The 19731-nt window shown below is 59.9% G+C and carries 19 protein-coding genes; 13 read left to right on the top strand and 6 right to left on the bottom strand.

Going from position 1 to position 19731, the window contains the following annotated elements:
* Positions 1-136: 136 nt before the first annotated feature.
* Positions 137-1318, bottom strand: coding sequence for an MFS transporter (locus IE111_RS20125; RefSeq protein WP_189612174.1), 1182 nt, complete (start codon positions 1316-1318; stop codon positions 137-139).
* Between the two features lie 260 nt (positions 1319-1578).
* Between IE111_RS20125 and IE111_RS20120 the strand changes: the two genes are divergently transcribed.
* The 4 genes from IE111_RS20120 to IE111_RS24565 all read left to right on the top strand — a co-directional run bounded on the left by IE111_RS20120 (position 1579) and on the right by IE111_RS24565 (position 5550).
* Positions 1579-3012, top strand: a complete 1434-nt coding sequence (locus IE111_RS20120; RefSeq protein WP_189612172.1) for a uracil-xanthine permease family protein — start codon at positions 1579-1581, stop codon at positions 3010-3012.
* A 345-nt stretch (positions 3013-3357) separates the two neighbouring features.
* Positions 3358-4095: a Crp/Fnr family transcriptional regulator gene (locus IE111_RS20115; RefSeq protein ID WP_189612170.1), complete on the top strand. Its 738-nt coding sequence runs from the start codon at positions 3358-3360 to the stop codon at positions 4093-4095.
* A 245-nt stretch (positions 4096-4340) separates the two neighbouring features.
* Positions 4341-5258 carry a diguanylate cyclase domain-containing protein gene (locus IE111_RS20110; protein WP_189612168.1) on the top strand — a complete coding sequence of 306 codons (918 nt, stop codon included), beginning with the start codon at positions 4341-4343 and terminating at the stop codon, positions 5256-5258.
* Positions 5259-5322: 64 nt separating this feature from the next.
* On the top strand, positions 5323-5550 hold the full coding sequence (locus IE111_RS24565; RefSeq protein ID WP_229805454.1) for a hypothetical protein: 228 nt from the start codon (positions 5323-5325) through the stop codon (positions 5548-5550).
* 39 nt (positions 5551-5589) lie between these two features.
* Here the strand turns inward: IE111_RS24565 and IE111_RS20100 are convergent, their stop codons facing one another.
* The 4 genes from IE111_RS20100 to IE111_RS20085 all read right to left on the bottom strand — a co-directional run bounded on the left by IE111_RS20100 (position 5590) and on the right by IE111_RS20085 (position 9710).
* Positions 5590-6081: a PIN domain-containing protein gene (locus IE111_RS20100; protein WP_189612157.1), complete on the bottom strand. Its 492-nt coding sequence runs from the start codon at positions 6079-6081 to the stop codon at positions 5590-5592.
* Entirely contained in the window at positions 6062-7141 is a 1080-nt protein-coding gene (locus IE111_RS20095; RefSeq protein ID WP_229805453.1) for an XRE family transcriptional regulator, read from the bottom strand. The genes IE111_RS20100 and IE111_RS20095 overlap by 20 nt, the downstream gene beginning before the upstream one ends.
* A 170-nt stretch (positions 7142-7311) precedes the next feature.
* A complete protein-coding gene (locus IE111_RS20090) occupies positions 7312-8535 on the bottom strand; it encodes a CaiB/BaiF CoA transferase family protein (RefSeq protein ID WP_189612155.1) in 1224 nt (407 codons plus the stop codon).
* Positions 8535-9710: an acyl-CoA dehydrogenase gene (locus IE111_RS20085; protein WP_189612153.1), complete on the bottom strand. Its 1176-nt coding sequence runs from the start codon at positions 9708-9710 to the stop codon at positions 8535-8537. The genes IE111_RS20090 and IE111_RS20085 overlap by 1 nt, the downstream gene beginning before the upstream one ends.
* A 150-nt stretch (positions 9711-9860) precedes the next feature.
* On the opposite strand from IE111_RS20085, the gene IE111_RS20080 reads away from it, so the two are divergent.
* From IE111_RS20080 to IE111_RS20060, 5 genes are all read left to right on the top strand, one after another.
* Positions 9861-10739, top strand: coding sequence for a LysR family transcriptional regulator (locus IE111_RS20080; protein WP_189612151.1), 879 nt, complete (start codon positions 9861-9863; stop codon positions 10737-10739).
* Positions 10740-10811: 72 nt separating this feature from the next.
* Positions 10812-11276: a nuclear transport factor 2 family protein gene (locus IE111_RS20075; protein WP_189612149.1), complete on the top strand. Its 465-nt coding sequence runs from the start codon at positions 10812-10814 to the stop codon at positions 11274-11276.
* A 41-nt stretch (positions 11277-11317) separates the two neighbouring features.
* The gene (locus IE111_RS20070) at positions 11318-11926 is read left to right on the top strand and encodes a TetR/AcrR family transcriptional regulator (RefSeq protein WP_189612147.1); all 609 of its coding nucleotides are present in this window, start codon (positions 11318-11320) and stop codon (positions 11924-11926) included.
* Entirely contained in the window at positions 11919-14057 is a 2139-nt protein-coding gene (locus IE111_RS20065) for an alpha/beta hydrolase (RefSeq protein ID WP_189612145.1), read from the top strand. The genes IE111_RS20070 and IE111_RS20065 overlap by 8 nt, the downstream gene beginning before the upstream one ends.
* Positions 14058-14103: 46 nt before the next feature.
* A complete protein-coding gene (locus tag IE111_RS20060; RefSeq protein ID WP_189612144.1) occupies positions 14104-14922 on the top strand; it encodes a methyltransferase family protein in 819 nt (272 codons plus the stop codon).
* Between the two features lie 85 nt (positions 14923-15007).
* Here IE111_RS20060 and IE111_RS20055 read toward each other — a convergent pair whose 3' ends face one another.
* Positions 15008-16582: an aldehyde dehydrogenase (NADP(+)) gene (locus IE111_RS20055; RefSeq protein WP_189612141.1), complete on the bottom strand. Its 1575-nt coding sequence runs from the start codon at positions 16580-16582 to the stop codon at positions 15008-15010.
* 194 nt (positions 16583-16776) lie between these two features.
* Here IE111_RS20055 and IE111_RS20050 point away from each other — a divergent pair, with 194 nt between their 5' ends.
* The 4 genes from IE111_RS20050 to IE111_RS20035 all read left to right on the top strand — a co-directional run bounded on the left by IE111_RS20050 (position 16777) and on the right by IE111_RS20035 (position 19719).
* Entirely contained in the window at positions 16777-17589 is an 813-nt protein-coding gene (locus IE111_RS20050; protein ID WP_189612139.1) for a transporter substrate-binding domain-containing protein, read from the top strand.
* 80 nt (positions 17590-17669) lie between these two features.
* On the top strand, positions 17670-18350 hold the full coding sequence (locus tag IE111_RS20045) for an amino acid ABC transporter permease (RefSeq protein WP_189612138.1): 681 nt from the start codon (positions 17670-17672) through the stop codon (positions 18348-18350).
* Entirely contained in the window at positions 18350-19000 is a 651-nt protein-coding gene (locus tag IE111_RS20040; RefSeq protein ID WP_189612137.1) for an amino acid ABC transporter permease, read from the top strand. The genes IE111_RS20045 and IE111_RS20040 overlap by 1 nt, the downstream gene beginning before the upstream one ends.
* Entirely contained in the window at positions 18997-19719 is a 723-nt protein-coding gene (locus IE111_RS20035) for an amino acid ABC transporter ATP-binding protein (protein WP_189612136.1), read from the top strand. Before IE111_RS20040 ends, IE111_RS20035 begins: the two co-directional genes overlap by 4 nt.
* The last annotated feature ends 12 nt before the right edge of the window (positions 19720-19731 follow it).

The following is a 19731-nucleotide window of genomic DNA, read 5'->3' as shown; positions in this document are numbered from 1 at the left end:
CCCTGGCTTGAACGCTTTTTTTTCAATGAAAATTCAGACCAATTCAGAGATACGGCAGTGTTCCTGATTGAGTTGTCGTGTTCATTGTTGGACGAATTCCATCCACCCCCCCCGGTATCTATCGTCGGTGGAAAAACTAGTGCTCTACATCATTGGATGCATCCAATGGAATCCGAGTCTTAACACTCCCCAATGCCAACACCAAACCGACCACCCAAAACACACCACTGACACCGGCCACGGCCGCCAGCGACCCTAAAGCCAGCGGCCCGAACACCTGGGTCAGGCGGTTGCAGGTTAACCGAAACCCCAGGACTTCACCGACCTTGTCCTGCGGCGACAGGTTAATGGCCGTGGATATGGACAGCGGTTGTCCCAGGCCCAAACCGAGCCCGAGCAGAACGGACAGGGTGGTCAGTCCGACCACACCGCCAAGCACCGGAATAAACAGGAACCCGACACCACTGATCAGAATCGACAGCACGATCAACCGCGACCGGCCCACCGCTTTCACCAGTCGCAACAGCATGAATCGCGACACGACACCCCCGCCGTTGTGAAGGCCGACGATGACGCCGATGACCGAGGCGGAGATACCGATCTCGGCGGCATAGAGCGGGAAGTAGGCGATGTAGATGTCCTTGCCGAACAGGATGAGTGCGCCGATCAGGAAGGTGCGTCCCAGGTAGGGGTGGTATTTGAGCACGCGCAGGGGGCTGCGGGATTCGTCGGTGGAGCGGGTTCTTTTACCGGGGTTGCGGACTTCCGGCACGCGGGCGATCAGAATCGGGACGGACAGCAAGCCGACCCCGCCAAGTATCAGAAACGCCGGGGCGTGGCCGAGCGCGTCGGCCAGGAAACCGGCCGCGAGCGGGCCGACCAGGCTGCCGAGCGCGACGCCCATGCTGAACACGGCGATGTTCTTCTCGCGAATGGCCGGGTCCGGATTGCGGGCGCCGGCGTTGTTCTGGGCGGCGAGGGCGAAGGCGGTGAAAGCGCTGCCGGATATCACCTGAGACAGGTAGAGTCCGAACCGGTTGTCCAGCACGAAGAGCATGGCGATGGACAGGCAACAGACGGCGGCGCTGGCGATCAGCAGGCGTCGGGTACCGTGCCGGTCGATCCACTGGCCGATGCGCACGGCGATGAACAGCGGGATGACCGCATAGGCGGCCACCAAAACCCCCAGTTCGCCGGGGCCGATGCTCAACTCGCGGGCAAACAGCGGAACCAGGGGACGGCTGCCGAGACCGGCGGTCATGAAGAAGAAGCCGGCGATGGCCAGGGTGAGCGCGGAGCTGTTCGGGCGGTCGGGCATGGACGGCGGTTCGTATTCGGACTGGGCCGACGATTATGCCTGCCCTGATCCGCTGAACAATGCCCGGGCCGATATTGAACTCAGCGTCCTAATCCCGGACCGGTATCAGCGTATCCAGCCAGGCCGACATCGCGCCCGGTTCGCGGATCGCCGTCGCCACTCGGGTGATGTCCGGATGCAGCGCCCGCCCGCGAAATGAATAAAACCATCTAGACTCTGCCCATGGTGGCGATTACCGACAAAAGGAGCAGAAGCAGACCATGGCAGACAAGCAACCCTATACCGACGACCGAGCCCCCGATGCGCAACGTAACGGTGATCTCATCTACGGCCTGGAGGACAAGCCGGGCCTGGGGCCGACGGTTTTTGCCGCCGTTCAGCATGTCTTGGCGAGCTTTATTGGAATTATCACGCCGACGTTGATCATCGGCGGTGTGCTGGGGTTGGGCGAATACGTGCCATATCTGGTGAGCATGGCGCTGATCGTCTCCGGCATCGGCACCTTTATTCAGGCCCGGCGCATAGGCCCGGTGGGGTCCGGTTTATTGTGCGTTCAGGGCACCAGTTTCGCGTTCCTCAGTACCATTCTCAGCATCGGTTTCGTGGTCAAAAATCGCGGCGGTACGCCCGAGGAGATACTGTCCACCATTTTCGGAGTGTGTTTCCTGGCCGCCTTTGTCGAGGTGTTTCTCAGTCAGTTTATTCACAGGCTGGGGCGTGTGATTACACCGGTCGTTACCGGCACCGTCATCACCATCATCGGCCTTTCCCTCGTCTCCGTCGGCATGACCGACCTGGCCGGTGGACAGGGCGCTGAAGACCTCGGCTCGTTGCAGAACCTGGCGTTGGGTGGGCTGGTTTTGGTCACCATCGTTTTGGTGAACCGGTTCCGCCACCCACTGTTGCGCCTGAGCAGTGTGATCATCGGGTTGGCGGTCGGGTTCGTGGTGGCCTGGTTTATGGGCAAGGTGGATTTCAGCACGCTGGGCTCGCTGCCCTTGGTGGCGGTGCCACAACCGTTCAAGTTCGGTTTTTCGTTCGACATCGCCGCTTTCCTGTCGCTCGCCATCATTTTTGTGGTGACATCGCTGGAAACCACCGGCGATCTGACGGCCAATTCGATGGTCTCCCAGCAACCGGTCAAGGGGCCCGTCTATATGAGGCGCATCAAGTCCGGCGTTATGGCGGACGGGGTGAATTCGGCCATTGCCGCCACTTTCAACAGCATGCCGATGACCACTTTCAGTCAGAACAACGGTGTGATTCAGCTCACCGGCGTGGCCAGTCGCCATGTCGCGTTGTACGTCGCCGGGATTCTGGTACTGCTGGGCTTGTTTCCGGTCATCGGTGGCATACTGCAGCAGATGCCGAAGCCGGTGCTCGGCGGCGCCACTCTGATCATGTTCGGTACGGTTGCCGCAGCGGGTGTGAAGATTCTGGCCCAGTCCGAGTTGAACCGACGCAATATCCTGATCATCGCCACTTCCATCGGTTTGGGGATGGGTGTCGCCGGTGCGCCGGACGTGCTCCAGGCCCTGCCTGAAACCGTCCGGAACATCTTCGGCACACCGGTTAGCCTGGGTGCGTTTACGGCTATAGTGCTGAACCTGTATCTACCGCAGGACAGGACGTCCGCCGACGAGCCTGAGATGCTCACGGCGGACACCGTGGCTCCGGACGAACACACCACCTGATTTCTAACACTTTTTTTCAATCTGTTCGTTAGCGTACAGACCCCGGATGACAAGGCCAGTAATTTACTCCACTGGGTAGTAGAAGAGGGATTGAACAAGAAGGAGTAACCAGAGTGGGCTATGAATTTCCCGGGCAGTCTGTGCTCAGGTAGAGCGAGGACGAACCTACACGGACGGTTGGGATGTGGACAAGGCATGAAAGGACGACACGGATGTATTTAGGTGTGCCCGGGAAATTCATAGCCCACAAGTCCTCCCCTCCAAAGAACGGTGTGAGATAACGTCCTCAGGGCGTTTAAAGTGCACTACACTGGCAGTCATCTTGTAGTAGTCAGGAGTACCCGGATGACGCCGCCAGCCAAGCACGCCGAACGAAACCATCTCCTTGCCGCCTTGCCTGTCGACGTCCGGGAGCGTCTGTTGCCCTATCTTGAAGAAGTCCCCTTGTCGTTGGGAACGGTGCTCTATGAGCCCGGGGATAAAATGCGCCATGTCTATTTTCCGACGGACTGCATCGTGTCGTTGTTGTATGTCATGGAGAATGGCGCTTCCGCTGAGATCTCCGTGGTCGGCAATGAAGGCCTGGTGGGCATATCGCTATTCATGGGCGGGGAGAGCACATCGAGCCGGGCGCTGGTTCAAAGTGGTGGCATGGCCTACCGATTGTCGGGGCAGCGGCTGGTGGAGGAATTCGACCGTCACGGGGAGTTGATGACCCTGTTGCTCCGCTATACCCAGGCATTGATCACTCAAATGGCGCAGACAGCGGTCTGTAATCGCCATCATTCCATTGACCAGCAGCTGTGCCGCTGGTTACTGCTTTCCCTCGACCGGTTGCCCTCGGATCAACTGGTGATGACCCAGGAGCTCATTGCCAATATGCTCGGCGTTCGCCGCGAAGGCGTGACCGAGGCGGCCGGTAAGCTGCAACGACTGGGCGTCATCGAGTATCACCGTGGGCACATCCGGGTGCTGGATCGTGCCCGACTCGAGCAATTGAGCTGTGAATGCTATGCCGTGGTGAAAAAGGAAACGGATCGGCTGCTGAACCCTCTCTACCGCAAGACCCGCCCCCGGCTGTGACTGACCGGGCTGTCATCCGGACGGAGCCCGTCCTGGTCAGCCCGGCTATGTGCGATACCGAACAGACCACTTGCTCCCGGCCTGACAGTATGAGCACCATGCATAAATCCCCTCGTTCGCGAACGACAAGATCTTTCTTGCCGGACAACAGCGTTGCTCGCTCGGATAATGAGCCCAAGGTTAGAAAGGGACGACGTATCGGAAAGCCGCCACTGGGCACGTTCGATGACGTTTCATTCGAGGATATGGCGCACATCACGCTCGACGCGATAGGCGACGCTGTACTGGTGGTCGACCCGCAGGGCCAGGTGATCTACCTCAATAAAGTGGCGGAAACGCTGACCGGCTGGCCGAGCGAACAGGCGCTTGGGCAGCAGGTAGAAATGGTCTTTTCCATTTTCGACGGGAGCACCCGCGAGCGGGTGACCAGTCCGGGTCAGAGAGCTATCGACGAGGGGCGCACCGTCGGGTTGGCCCTGGGCAGTGTGCTGGTTCGCCGCGACGGCACCGACATGGCGATCGAGGACTCCGCGGCCCCCATCTACAATCGTTACGGCAAAGTCGCCGGTGCGGTTATCGTGTTTCACGATGCCCGCCAATCCGTGGCCGCGATGGAAGAGATGAGCCACCTGTCGCAACACGACATCCTCACCGGGCTGCCCAATCGAATTCTGCTCCGGGAACGGCTGACCCAGGCGATCGGGATGGCCCACCGACACGGTAATAACATGGCCGTGATGTTTCTGGATCTGGACCACTTCAAGCCCATCAACGACGCCTATGGCCATGCGGTCGGCGATCAACTGCTGCGTGATGCGGCGTCGGAAATCACGGCCTGTCTGCGCACAACCGACACAGTGAGCCGGCATGGTGGTGATGAGTTTTTAATCCTGTTAAGCGAAATTAAAGCGAGAACGGATGCCGTTCAGATCGCCCGGAAGATTCTCGATCGCTTCGCGCAGCCGCGCGTTCTCGATGGGCATGACGTCCAGGTGTCTCTGAGCATCGGCATCAGCGTCTTCCCCGAGGACGGGCAGGACCCCGATACCCTGATCCATAACGCCGATACCGCCATGTACGCGTCCAAGCAAAAGGGTCGCAACCAGTTTCAGTTTTGCGACCCGATGCAGCAGTCCGGGAGCGCCCCGCCGGATTCCGAGTGAGGTGTGTTTCGTTAAAACGTTCGCGCCGGGGCGGTACCTTGCGCAGTGATTATCAACTCAACCGATGATGCCTCGCTGCATCAGTCGGGTAACATCCCCCGCATCATGCCCGAGCTCCCGCAACACATCGCCGGTATCCGCCTCCAACGTCGGTGGCGCGCACCACAGCGCCTACACCCAGACGGTGTCGACCGAAGTGTTGGAGATCTACGCCGATATGGTGGATGTCGAATTGGTCACCATCGACAACGACACCAAACTGCGCGACCTGCGTCGTCAGTTGAAGAGTTAGAATGTGCTCGCGGGTGGGTTGCCGTTGGGCTAGTTCAGTTTAAGAGTCACTTTCCAGATCTTGAAGGATAGCTTCCGCTAAAGGCCATGGAAGCCGCCTGCCGGCGGCTTCCATGCGCTGGAATGCTGCGCGCGCTTCTTTCACTGAGATCAGTCGGCGCTTGACCATTGTCTCAACCAACCAAAGAGTTCCATGAACCATAACCGATTCTGATTCAGCTGCCTTTCTCAAAGCCATATCACCCGTGAGTAGGGGGCACTCCTCCTGCGCGGCCAGCGCTAATGCGAAGCAATCATTACGACTGGCTCGTTTGTACCTGGGTATGAGGTTCATTGCGTACGTCATTGTTTTGCTGTTTAACTCGCGCAGAGTCAGACCAAGCTCCAAAAGGTGTTGGTGCTCTTCCTCTAGTTCTTCGATGAAGAGAATGTCGGGAATACTGAATCTATAAGGCAGGTCGAACATCCTTTCAATCAACTGCCCTTCTTCGAGATCGATCAGGATGTTGGCATCACTGATGAGCAGCTGCATGGGTAACCCCCAGTTTCCGTTCTTTATGAAAACTGGAGAGAGAGATACCCATGAGTTCGGCAGCCTTGGACTCACCGATGTAGCCCTCTCCCAGGGCCCGGTATATAAGTTGTTCGAAAAGTAGCGTTTCTTCCTGAGGATATGCCTTTCCCGGCTCCTCAGTTCGCCAGCCCTGTTTGCTAAAGGTCATGTAGTAACGCTTTTGCAGGCTTTGAGTAATCACCTCGCACTGCCCGACTCGGACCAGTATCGCCATCATGCTGATACCGAATTCGTGCTTCAGGATAAACAGTTCTCGCGGTTCGAGTGCGCGTCGGTGCGTGCCAATCTGCTGTTGCAGTGCAGGCTTGGGAAGCAAAAAAGCTCCAGCAAAGTGATTGCATGCTTTTTCTTCGTCAAGTTCTGGACCAAGGCGACCATGCAACACCAAGTGACCCAGTTCGTGAGCCAGGGTAAAACGCTGCCGATCACCCGGTTGATACGAAGAAATGACGACGACGGGTGTGTCTCCGATTGAACCGGCGAGCCCGTCAAATTTCTTCTTGGATTCCACATCCGTTGTGATGATCATGATGCCCTTGGATTCCAGTGTATCGATCATTTCTGGAATAGGATTCAGGCCTAAGGCCCAAGCCTGGCGTACCTGAATCGCTATGGCTTCGATGGCATCATAATTCGTGACCTTCTCCGGTAGATCGGATGGTAACTCGAAAGCGGGCACAGGCTTGACGGAGTCCGGGTACAGATCCAGGAGTTCAGTCCAGCGTTCAGCTTGCTCCAATACATCGCCATTGATTTGGTCCAACAATTTTTGAGGTGTAGACGCCCGCTTGCGGTATTCAACGCCTTGAAGAGTGACTTTGACCGGTCGGAAGAAGTATTCGGTACGAACTCCCAGAGCTTTGGCCAGTTTCAGGAGATTGGTCGATGTGGGCATGGTTTGCCCGTGCTCGTATTTCTTGATGGCGTTGGCGGAAACGCCAATCTGTGCGGCGAGCGTCGTCATCGAAAGGCCGGCCGCCTTGCGAGCCCGAATGAGACGTTCTGCAAAAATATCCATTGTTCAGTGGGTTTCCGGCGTCAATTTGGTTTATAAAAATTAAAATAGTGTGAAAATTATAAACCTGCAAGTCCCTGATGTCGACCCGATCAACCTCTGGTAAGTTGCGCTGCTGTTGAAGAACGCTGTGTATGTGGGTGAGTTTGAGCTTACGGTGTTCGAGCGCCTAATTAACCGATTATGCCTTGCATCCTCATTCGGGCGATATCGTCTACATCATGCCCCAGTGCCTGTAACACCGCCTCGGTGTCCGATCCCAGGGACGGCGGCGCGCTGCGATACTGCACCTCGGACTCGCTGAACCGGATCGGGTTGGCGACCGAGGGTACTTCGCCCAGGGTCGGGTGGGGCAGGGTTCGGCGCATTTCCCGCGCCTGGACGTGTTCGTCCTCGAAGGTTTCTTTCAGGGTGTTGATCGGGCCGCAGGGTACCGAGACCCGTTCCAGTTCAGTCAGCCACCAGTCGCGGCTGTGTACGCGGATGACATCGGCCAGCATCGGCACCAGTTCGTCGCGGTGGGCGACCCGGCCCCGGTTGGTGGCGAAGCGCTCGTCCCTGGCCAGCTCCGGCACGCCCGCGACCTCACAGAACCGCTGGAACTGCCCGTCGTTGCCGACAGCGAGGATGATGTGACCGTCGGAGGTGGCGAACGCCTGATAGGGCACGATGTTCGGGTGGGCGTTGCCGAGCCGGCCGGGGGCCTGCTCCGTGGCGAGGTAGTTCATCGCCTGGTTGGCCATGGCCGCGACCTGTACATCGAGCAACGCCATGTCGATGTATTGCCCGCGTCCGGTCCGGTACCGGTACAGCAACGCGGCCTGGATGGCGTTGGCGGCGTAGAGGCCGGTGAGCACATCGGTCAGCGCGACGCCGACCTTCATCGGCTGGCCGTCCGGTTCGCCGGTGACGCTCATCAGCCCGCCCATGGCCTGAATCAGAAAATCGTAGCCGGCGCGTTGGCGGTAGGGGCCGGTCTGGCCGAAGCCGGTGATCGAGCAGTACACCAGCGCCGGGTTGATGGCCTTCAGGCTGTCGTAGTCGAGCCCGTATTTGGCCAGCCCGCCGACCTTGAAGTTCTCCACCAGCACGTCCGCTTCTTTGACCAGTTCACGGACCAGCGCCTGGCCCTCCGGGTGGGTGAAGTCGATGGCGATCGAGCGTTTGTTGCGGTTGCAGCTGTGGAAGTAGGCGGCGACGCGTTCGTCGCCGTCGTCGCTTTCGAAGAACGGCGGGCCCCAGCCCCGGGTGTCGTCACCGCTGCCGGGCCGTTCCACCTTGATCACGTCGGCGCCGAAATCGGCCAGCATCTGGCTGGCCCAGGGACCGGCCAGAATGCGGGAGAGATCCAGCACCTTGATGCCGGCCAAGGCGCCGGCCTGCGCGTGAGTGTCCATCAGCCGAACGCCTGAATGCCGGTTTGCGCGCGGCCGAGGATCAAGGCGTGCACGTCATGGGTGCCTTCGTAGGTGTTCACGGCCTCGAGGTTCATGACGTGGCGGATGACACCGTATTCGTCGCTGATGCCGTTGCCGCCGTGCATGTCCCGCGAGACGCGGGCGATGTCCAGCGCCTTGCCAGCGTTGTTGCGCTTCATCAGGGAAATCAGTTCCACCGGGCAGGCCCCGTCGTCCATCAGCCGGCCCATGCGCAAGGCGCCCTGCAGACCCAGGCTGATCTCGGTCTGCATGTCGGCCAGTTTCTTCTGCACCAATTGGGTGGCCGCCAGCGGGCGGTTGAACTGGATGCGCTCCAGAGTGTAGCTCTGGGCGGCGTGCCAGCAGGCCTCGGCCGCGCCCATGGCGCCCCAGGCGATGCCATAACGTGCCTTGTTCAGACAGCCGAACGGCCCTTTGAGCCCTTTGACGTTGGGCAGCAGGTTGGCTTCGGGCACATAGACGTCTTCCATCACGATTTCACCGGTGACGGAGGCGCGCAGGCTGAATTTGCCTTCGATTTTCGGTGTGCTCAGGCCTTTCATGTCGCGTTCGAGGATGAAACCGCGAATCTCGCCGTCGAGCTTGGCCCAGACCACGCAGATGTCGGCGATCGGCGAGTTGGTGATCCACATCTTGGTGCCGTTGAGGATGTAGCCGTTGTCGGTCTTGATGGCGCGGCTGCGCATGCTGCCGGGGTCGGAACCGGCGTCGGGCTCGGTCAGGCCGAAACAGCCGATCAGCTCGCCGGTGGCCAGCTTGGGCAGGTATTTTTTCCGCTGTTCTTCTGTGCCGTAGGCGTAAATCGGGTGCATCACCAGGGAGGACTGCACGCTCATGGCGGAGCGGTAGCCGGAATCGATGCGTTCGACTTCACGGGCGATCAGGCCGTAGGCGACGTGGCTGGCACCGACACAGCCGTATTCCTCCGGCAGGGTGACGCCGAGCATGCCCAGTTCGCCCAGTTCCAGCATGATGGCCGGGTCGAACGATTCGTTGCGGTTGGCCATCTGCACCCGGCTGCCGAGGCGGTCCTGGCAGTAATCGTGGGCGGTCTCCATGATCATGCGCTCTTCGTCGGTCAGTTGAGCGGTCAGCGAGAAGGGGTCTTTCCAATCGAAGGGGGCGGTCGCCATGGGGGTGTCCTCGTTGTTGTTGCGTCGTTGTTCGTTGGGTTCCCCTCAATCTAGCGCAGTGCACCTAATATCGAAATTATATTATTTATATATTTTCCATATGCGTTACTTATACTAGGGCGAAGTCCATCTCGAAACCGGGTGACCGCCATGCGTCTGGAAAGCATCAGCCGCCTCAAGTACTTCAACGACATCGCCATTACCGGCAGTTTTTCCAAGTCGGCCCGCCGGCTCGGCATCGCCCAGCCGGCGCTGAGCATCGCGATCAAGAAGCTGGAAGAGGAAACCGGCCTGAAGCTGATCAACCGGGCGGACCGGCGCATGTCGCTGACGTCGGATGGGCGGGTATTGCTCAGGCACGTGCGCAATATCCTCGAAGGGCTGGACGATGCGGTGCATGAGCTGGGCGAGCTGCAGGGGCTGGAATCCGGCGAGGTGAACATTGGCGCCTCGGCCATGTTGTCGACCTACTATCTGCCGCGCTACCTGTTCCGGTTCAAGAAACGCTACCCCGGCATCCGAGTACGCCTTGTCGAGGGTGGGACAGACACTCTGGAGCAATGGGTCATCAACGGCGAGTTGGACCTGGCCTTGCTGCGCTCGGAACAGCCGCACGACCAGATCCGTTACGCGTCGCAATTATCCGAACAGGTGGTCGCCTGCATACCCACCCATCACCATCTGGCCGAGCGGACGTCGATCGACATCGAGACCTTCTGCCGGCAACCCACGGTGTTGTTTCGCAAGGGCTACTTTCTGCGCGAGTCGATCGAGCAGCGGGCGCGCGCCAGTGGCCTGAGTCTGGATGTGCAATTCGAGACCAATCTGGTCGAACTGTTGAAGAACCTGGTGATGAACGAAATGGGCGTCGCCACCTGCCTGAGCATGATTGTCGAGAACGAACCCCGCCTTACCTGCCGCCCCTTCGACCCGCCCATTCCGCTGGAGCTGGCCTGGGGCTGGAAGAAGAACCACTACCTGTCGAAGGCCAGTCAGGCGTTTCTGGCCTGTTTCGATCAAGAACGTTAACAGTCCCGAACCATTTCAAGCTTGACACCGTGTCGCGGTTTTAATTTAATTCGGTCGACCGACCGAAAATGAATGAAATCCACAGAGCGGGGTATCGCTGTGCCACGGGAAGCCATCGTCAATGTCGTCAACACCTTCGCCAACGCCTTCGACCTGAAGGACTGGCACGGCCTGAAAGCGGTGTTGGCGAACGACATCGAGTGCGACTACACCAGCCTGCGGGGCGTCAAGGACGTGGTGACCCGCGAGGTTTATGTTGGCAAACGCGTGCTTGCACTGAATCACCTGAGAACGCATCACCTGATGGCCAATCATCAGGTGACGGTAGGGGACGAGACCGCGACCTGCATCGCCTCGGCGATGATCTGGCGCAGCGACGACGACCGGTCGTTCAACACCCATGCGGTGTACCGTTTTGGTTTGCGTCGCGGACCCGGGGGGTGGGTGATTCACGCCATCCGCCAGGAGGTGCTGTGGAACGAGGGCGATGCCTCGATTCACGCCGGAGCGCGAACCGAAGCACACACCGAATCCTGACCCCAATGAATCAAACGATCCATTCCCTGGGAGAATAACGCGTGACCCGGAACGCAAAACAACGAAAGACTCGTGACGATCTGCTGTCCGCGGCCGGAACCCTGCTGCGGGAGGTGGGCTATGGCGGCCTGTCGACGCGTAAGGTTGCGGAGACGGCCGGTGTGCCACTGAGCCAGATCCATTACCACTTCGGTTCGATGCAGGGCTTGTTGCTGGCCTTGCTCGAGGTGGAAAACGATCGCCTGCTGGATCGCCAGACGGCGATGTACGAATCCGACCGGCCCTTGTCCGAAAAGTGGGTCATGGCCTGCCGTTATCTGCACGACGATCTGGAATCGGGCTACGTCCGGGTTCTGCATGAAATGATGTACGCGGCCCTGTCGGATGTGGAGATTCGCCATCGCATTCAGCAACAACTGGATGGCTGGAAGGACTTGCTGACCTCGGTGGCGCAGCAGGCGATCGACCGGTACGGACCCATCGGCCCGTTCACGGCGGGCGAGTTGGGGATACTGGTCGGGCAGAGTTTTCTCGGCCTGGAAACCCTGTTGCTGCTGGATGCGGTCAAGGCCTCGGAAGATGGCTACAACGCCATTTGCAAAATCGGCGGCTTGATCGCCGAGATGGAACGGAGGGCGGGCGATGGTTAACCGGTATGTGGACCTGGTCGGCGAACCGCGTTCCATCGAACGCGACGGCTGCACCCTCGGTTATCGCATCGCCGGCGACGGCGACACCACCCTGGTGCTGTTCAGCGCCTGGCAGATCGTTCATTCGGGCGTGTGGAAAGGCCAGGTGCCGTATCTGTCGCAGTTTTACCGGGTAATCAGCATCGACTGTCGCGGCAACGGCCTGTCGGACCGCCCCAATGAGACAAGAGCTTACCATCCGTTCGAACTGGTGGCCGACGCCATCGCCATCATGGATGCGGAAGGGGTCGATCGCGCCTTCGTCGGCGGGTTTTCCTACGGCGGGCATCTGGCCGCGCTGTTGGCCGCCTACCACCCGGACCGGACGCAGGGCGCGATGCTGCTGGCGCCGACCGCGCCCTTCGGGCCGAGTTTTCCGCAGTTCCATCCGGACAACATCCGCGCCAAACGCGAGCATTACCACGGCTGGGAAAAATACGCCTTTCACTACTGGCAGCAGGATTACACCGGCTTCGCGGACTTCTTCGTGCGGCAGGCGCTGTCCGAGACGTTTTCGGAAAAACAGATCGAGGACGCCGTCGATTGGGCGCACGAGACCGACCCCTACACCCTGACGCACACCATCGCGGCACGGGCCGGCAGCGACGGCCAGCGCGAAGACGCCTATGAACGGATTCAGTGCCCGGTGCTGGTGGTGCAGGGAACCGACGACCGCATCGTGCCCCATGAGAAAGGCGAACTGATCGCGCGGATCACCGGGGCCCGGTTCGTGTCCCTGCCGGGGTCCGGCCATATGCCCAACGCCCGCATTCCGGCCAAGGTGAATCGTCTGCTGCGGGCGTTTGTTGACGAGGTGGTCGGTCCCCGTCCGGATGAACGCCCGACCGCACCGGCCATCACCCGCCATGGCCCGGGCCGTAAGCCGAAGGCGTTGTACCTGTCGTCGCCGATCGGGTTGGGCCATGTCCGGCGCGACCAGGCCATCGCAGAGGCGCTGCGCGATCGGCGCCCGGAGCTTGAGATCGACTGGCTGGCGCAGGCGCCGGTGACGTCCTATCTCGCCGCCTCGGGCGAGCGGGTTCACCCGATGTCGCGCAAGCTGCTCAGTGAATCCGAACACATCGAATCCGAATCCGGCGAGCACGATCTCAATGCCTTTCAGGCGTTGCGGCGCATGGATGCGATTCTGGTCGCCAATTTCTGCCTGTTCCAGGACGTGGTGGAGAACGACGACTACGACCTGGTCATCGCCGACGAGGCCTGGGACATCGACCGCTTCTGGCACGAACATCCGGAGTTGAAGCGCGCCAAGCTGGCGTGGATGACCGACTTTGTCGGCGTGTTGCCGATGACCTCGGCCACCAGCACCGAATCGCGACTGGCGCGGGACTGGAACGCCGAAATGATCGACTTCATCGAAAGCCGGCCCGACGTACGCGACGCCGCCCTGTTTATCGGCGACCGCGAAGACGTGGTGGACCTGCCGTTCGGTGACGGCCTGCCGTCCATACAGGACTGGACCGCGCAGCACCATGACTTTCCGGGATACATCAATCCCGTCGAGGCCTTGGCGCCGAACGACCGGGATGTGGTGCGACGCGCGCTGGGGTTCCGGTCCGGGCAGATCGTCTGCCTGGTCGCGGTGGGCGGTTCCGGCATCGGTCGGGTGCTGATCCGCCAGTTGCTGAGCATTGTCCCGGCGTTGCGCATGCGGGTGCCGGCGCTGGTGTTCGACATCGTGACCGGGCCGCGCATCGATCCGGCCGAATTGCCGACGGTGGAGGGTGTGACCTATCGGCGCTTCGTGCCGGACTTCCTGAACCATGTGCAGGCTTGCGACCTCGGCATCGTTCAGGGCGGCTTGTCGACCACGATGGAACTGACCTGTCTGGGCAAACCCTTTATCTATGTGCCACTGGAGCATCATTTCGAACAACAGATTCACGTCCACCACCGCTTGCAACGGTACGGATGTGGCCGGCGGGTGCCGTTCGCCGAACTGCGCGACGCGGACCGGCTGGCGAGCCATGTCGAGGCATTGCTCGAACGCCACGCCACCGCGAACGCCGCGCCGCCACCGGACTTTGGCGGAGCCGGGCGCGTCGCGGACCGGTTGGCGACTCTGTTTTAAACGGGCATTGCGCTTGCCCGACGTTTTCATTGGAGGAAATCCCATCATGAAGAAAGTACTGGCATGGACCTATGCCGGCATCGCCTATGCGCTGGCCATGGCCAACATCGTCTACATCGTCGGTTTTCTGGCCGACTTCGGTGTCCCCAAGGGGATCAATACGGGCCATTATGACGGCTCGCTGACCTCGGCGGTCGTCGTCAACTTGCTGCTGGTAACGGGCTTCGGTCTGCATCATTCGGTGACCGCCCGGCCGTTTTTCAAGCGCTGGTGGACACGGTTCGTCCCCGCGCACCTGGAACGGGCAACCTACCTGTACATGACGGCCGTCGTGACCGCGATTCTGGTTGTGGCCTGGCAGCCGATTCCGATCACAGTCTGGCACGTCGACAACGTCTGGGCGGCCGGTGCGATCATCGGTGCTTTTCTGCTGACCATTGGCATGATGTTCTCGGCCACGTTCCATTTCGGGCACTTTGGCTTCTTCGGGTTAAGTCAGGTCTGGCGCTGGGTACGCGAGGCGCGGCCGGCCGAACCAGTGTTCGCCGCCCGTTATCTGTATGCCCTGATCCGTCACCCGATCAGCCTGGGCTGGATGGTGTTGCCCTGGCTGACGCCCCGGATGACGGTCGGCCAGTTAGTGTTCGCCGTATCGGTCACACTCTATGTGTTGATCGCGACCTATTTCGAAGAGGCTGATCTGGTGTCGGAACTGGGTGAGCGGTACCAGCGGTATCGGAAGGAAGTACCGGCGTTTTTGCCGTTTTTGCGAGGCCGTGCGTCGGCCGGGTTGGGTCGGCAGGCATTGTGTATATCGGCGGTCATCGGTCTGATGTTTTTACTGGCACTGCCACCGCTTCATTGAACGGTGGCATCAGTCTTCAACGAAGAAGGCAGCGCCGATGTGACCCTGCACAATAGGCTGTAACACCCTTAGTCCTCAAGTGGAGTCAGCGATACTCGCGTTCACCGTTCACAAGTCGGCTCACGCCGAACGGATTGTCATCGCGCAAGCTGGCGGGCAACAGTGTTTCCGGAAAGTCCTGGTAGCACACCGGACGCAGGAAACGCTGAATGGCCGCCGACCCCACCGAAGTGCTGCGGGTGTCCGTTGTCGCCGGGAAGGGGCCGCCATGCACCATGGCGTCGCACACTTCTACGCCGGTTGGCCAGCCGTTCACCAACAGTCGCCCGGCCCGCCGTTCCAGGGTGGGCACCAAACGTTGGACCGCTGTCCAGTCGCCATCGTCCAACTGGAGTGTGGCGGTTAACTGCCCCTCCAGTTGCTCGGCCAGGGCTTGCATCTCGTCCAGGTCGTCGCATTCGACGATCACTGACGCAGCACCGAACACTTCCTCCCGCAGGGTCGGGTTCTTCCGGAACTCGGCGGCGCGGGCCTTGAACAAGGTGCTGCGGCCGGCCAGGTTCGAGGGACCGGGCTCGCCTTGTGCGACCTGGTTGGCGGCATCGGCCCGCTTCAGGCAACCGGTGCGATACGCCTCGGCGATGCCCGGAGTCAGCATGGTCTGCGCCTTTGTTTCGCGCACACGGCGGGCGGCCGTTTCCACAAACCGGTTCAGGTCGTCGCCACGGACCGCGAGCACCAACCCCGGGTTGGTACAGAACTGCCCCGCGCCCAGTGTCATCGAGGCCACAAACCCTTCCGCCAGATCGTCGGCTCGATGCTGCAAGGCTTCGGGGAACAGAAACACCGGATTGATGCTGCTCATTTCGGCGTAGACCGGAATCGGTTGCGGCCGGGATTGAGCGATCCGGGTCAGGGCCAGCCCGCCGGTCCGGGAACCGGTGAACCCCACCGCCTGGATGTCCGGGTGCGCGACCAGGGTGGCGCCCGCATCGTGACCGGCATCAAAGATCAGTGAAAACACCCCTTCCGCCAGGTCGCATCGGGCAATGGCCCGTTGGATGGCGCGGCCCACCAGCTCCGAGGTGCCGGGGTGAGCGGGATGGGCTTTCACCACGACCGGGCAGCCCGCCGCCAGCGCCGAGGCGGTATCGCCGCCGGCGACGCTGAACGCCAGCGGGAAATTGCTGGCACCAAAGACGGCGACCGGGCCGATGCCGATGTGACGCTGGCGCAGGTCCGACCGTGGCATGGGTGTCCGCTCCGGCTGTGCGGTGTCCACACGCACATCCATCCATTCTCCCCTTTGAACGACGGTAGCGAATAACCTCAGTTGGTTACAGGTTCTCCCCCGTTCCCCTTCCAGACGGGGGCGGGGCAATCCGGATTCGGCCATGGCGCGTCTGATCAGCCCGTCGCCCAGGGCCTCGATTTCATCAGCGATGGTGTCCAGAAACCGGGCGCGTTCATTGGGCGGTGTTTCCCGATAGGCGTCAAACGCCTTCGCGGCCAAGTGGCAAGCCTGGTCGACCTGATCGGGGCTCAGGCTGCCGAAGCTCGGACTCATGGGCTCACCAGTGGCCGCATCGATTGCCGTGAAGCGGGTTCCCGCACCGGGAACGGACGACTGACCGATCAATGAGTGTCCTGTCAGTTCCATTCTGATTCTCCTGTCGAATGAACGTTCGAGTATGAAAACCGATCTGGCTTTTCATGTCGACACATAGTCGACTTTGTTGATCTTGTCGTCAACATGTATATATTATGTCGACATGAGTTCGACAGAGCTCGTCAGCCGGATCCTGTTTCCGGTGGAATCCTGACCTACAAACACAACAAGAAAGGACAACCACAATGCTGAAAAAACTGCTGACTCTCTTTCACTGCAGCGCCCTGGGAGCTCTGCTGGCCAGCGGGTTTGCCCTGGCTGACACCCTGGATGAAGTCGTCGACCGGGGTACGCTGCGCTGCGCCGTCGTACTGGATTTCCCGCCGATCGGATATTGGAATGACAACAACGAACCAGCCGGTTTCGATGTCGAATACTGCAAGGATCTGGCGAATTCACTGGGCGTCGAAGTGGATCTGATCCCGGCTACCTGGTCCGAGCGTTTGCCCTTGATCGTGACCGGTCGTGCCGATGTGGTGATTGGTTCGACCTCGGACTCGCTGGAACGGGCCCAGACCGTTGGCTTCTCGATTCCTTACGCGGTGTTCGTGTCCCAGGCCATTGTGAACACAGACAGTGGCATCGAAACGTTTGAGGACATGCGGGGCAAAAAAGTCGCCGCCGGTGTCGGCACAGTGCAGGAACAATGGTACGAGGAATACGCCGACGACTGGGGTGACGACTATCGGTACCAGGGGTATCAGTCGGAAAACGAAGTCTTCCTGGCGGTGGAGCAGGGCAAAGTGGATGCCGGGATGACCGGAAATATCGTCGCCGGCCCGATTGCCCAACGGTTCGATAACATCGAATTGGGACCGGTACTGCCCTTTACCGCGGACTACGTTTCCATGGCCGGACCGCGCAAGGACGTCTCCTGGCTGAATTACCTCAACCTGTTTATCCAGCAGCAAGTACGTACCGGTCGTTATGAGGAACTGTGGGCGCAGTTCGTCGGCAGCGACGCTCCGGATCTGACCGTGGGCGGTGTCTACTACTGAACACTGACCCGATTGGGGAGCCGGGTGGACTCTGAACGCCTGCCCGGTTCATCACTCTCTGTCTGATTCGGATGGTCGTCATGGACTATAACTTTCATTGGCAGCCGGTCATCGGACGATTGCCGGACCTGCTGCTGGCTTCGCTGGATACGCTCCAGGTGGCGGCGCTGTCCATCGTGCTGGGCATTGTGATCGGATTGCTGCTGGCCATCCTGCGCATGAATGCCCGTGGGCGGTGGACACCTCTGCAGTGGTTTGCTGTGGCCTGGATTGAAATCGCACGCAACACACCGGTGTTGTTTCAGCTGTTCTTTTTCGGTTTCGGGCTGGGCGCCTGGGGGTGGCACCTGTCGCCGTTCATGATTGTGCTGGCCGGGCTGAGCTTCAATTGCGCCGGCTATTTGGCCGAAAACTTCCGCGGTGGTTTTCAGTCCATCCCGGATACCCAATACCGTGCGGCTCGCAGCGTGGGAATGAGCGCGGGACAAACCTATTACCACATCATCATTCCGCAAGTGCTGCGCAAGGTCTGGCACCCGTTGACCAATCAGATTGTCTGGGCCGTACTGATGAGTTCGCTGGGCATGCTGGTCGGCTATCAGGAACTGACCGGTTCGGCTCAGTATTTCGCTTCCCGGACCTATCGCATTTTCGAATATTTCGCGGTCGTCGCTTTGATCTATTACGCCCTGGTCAAACTCATTCTGATGGCCTCCCGGATGCTGGGCTGGCGACTGTTTCGCAGCGAAGGAGGGGTGTGATGGATTATTTTAGTGGACTGCAACTAAAAGACCTGGGATTTCTGGCGGAAGCCGCGGGTCGCACCTTGTTGATTTCCGGCGTATCCATTGGCATCGGCTCTCTGGTTGGCTTGATATTCGGCTGGCTATTAACCGTGCTGGGTCGAACAGGGCGATTTCTGTTGAATGCGGTTCTCGATGTGTTCCGGTCGATCCCGTTGCTGATACAGCTGGTGCTGTTCTACAACCTGTTTCCCATCATCGGTTTCTCTCTGGGACCTTTCGCAGCGGGCACTCTGGTCTTGACGGTATACACCGTGGCTCTGGTGTCCAACGTGACCCGTTCCGGACTGGAATCGGTCAGCCCCGACTTGCGCCGTGCCGCCCGAAGCCTGGGCCTCTCCTATTGGCAGGACATGCGCCACATCGTCTGGCCGGTGGGTTTGCGAGCGGTCTTTCCGGCCTGGGTCGGGGTGGCGCTCAGTGTGGTCAAAGACAGCGCCCTGGTATCGGTACTGGGCTATGTCGAATTACTGCGCGCGTCACAGACTCTGATCACCCGGACGCAGGAGCCCCTCATCATCCTGGCCATCGCCGGTGCGTTTTATTTTGCCTTGTCGTTTCCGATGGCGCGGGCGGCATCCCTTTATGAAAAACGGTGGGCACAATGATCGACATTACCAATTTGCACAAACGATTTGGCCCTTTGCATGTCCTCAAGGGGATCAATCTGACGGTCGACAAGGGCGAAGTCCTGTCCGTGATCGGCTCGTCGGGGTCGGGTAAATCGACCCTGCTGTATTGCATAAACGGACTGGAAAGCATTCAGGACGGCTCTATCCGGGTGGACGACACTGAGGTTCACCACCCTAAAACCGACCTGAACCGATTGCGGCAGAAGCTCGGCATGGTGTTTCAGCAATGGAACAGTTTTCCACACTTAACGGCTCTGGAAAACGTGGCCCTGGCGCCCCGGATCGTCAAAGGGCAGTCAAAGTCTGAAGCGAGCGAACGGGCCTCCGAACAACTGAACCACGTCGGGCTGGGCGACAAACTCGACAGCTACCCGCACGCCCTGTCCGGTGGGCAACAACAACGTTTGGCCATTGCCCGGGCATTGGCCATGGAACCGTCTTTAATGTTGTTTGATGAAGCAACATCGGCACTGGACCCGGAGTTGGTCGGTGAGGTTCTGGACACGATGAGAATGCTGGCCCGCGAGGGCATGACCATGATTTGCGTGACCCACGAAATGGGATTCGCGCGCGACGTATCCGATCGGGTGGCGTACTTTCACCAAGGCATCATGGAAGAAATCGGCCCGCCGGAACAATTATTCAACACCCCCCAATCCGAACACACGCGTGCTTTTTTATCGAAAGTACGATAAACCGATCGAGGA

It is taken from the genome of Saccharospirillum salsuginis, from assembly GCF_014651855.1.
Lineage (GTDB): Bacteria > Pseudomonadota > Gammaproteobacteria > Pseudomonadales > Natronospirillaceae > Saccharospirillum > Saccharospirillum salsuginis.
Note: the sequence above shows the minus strand (reverse complement) of the source record. Positions and strands in the feature narration are given on the sequence as shown.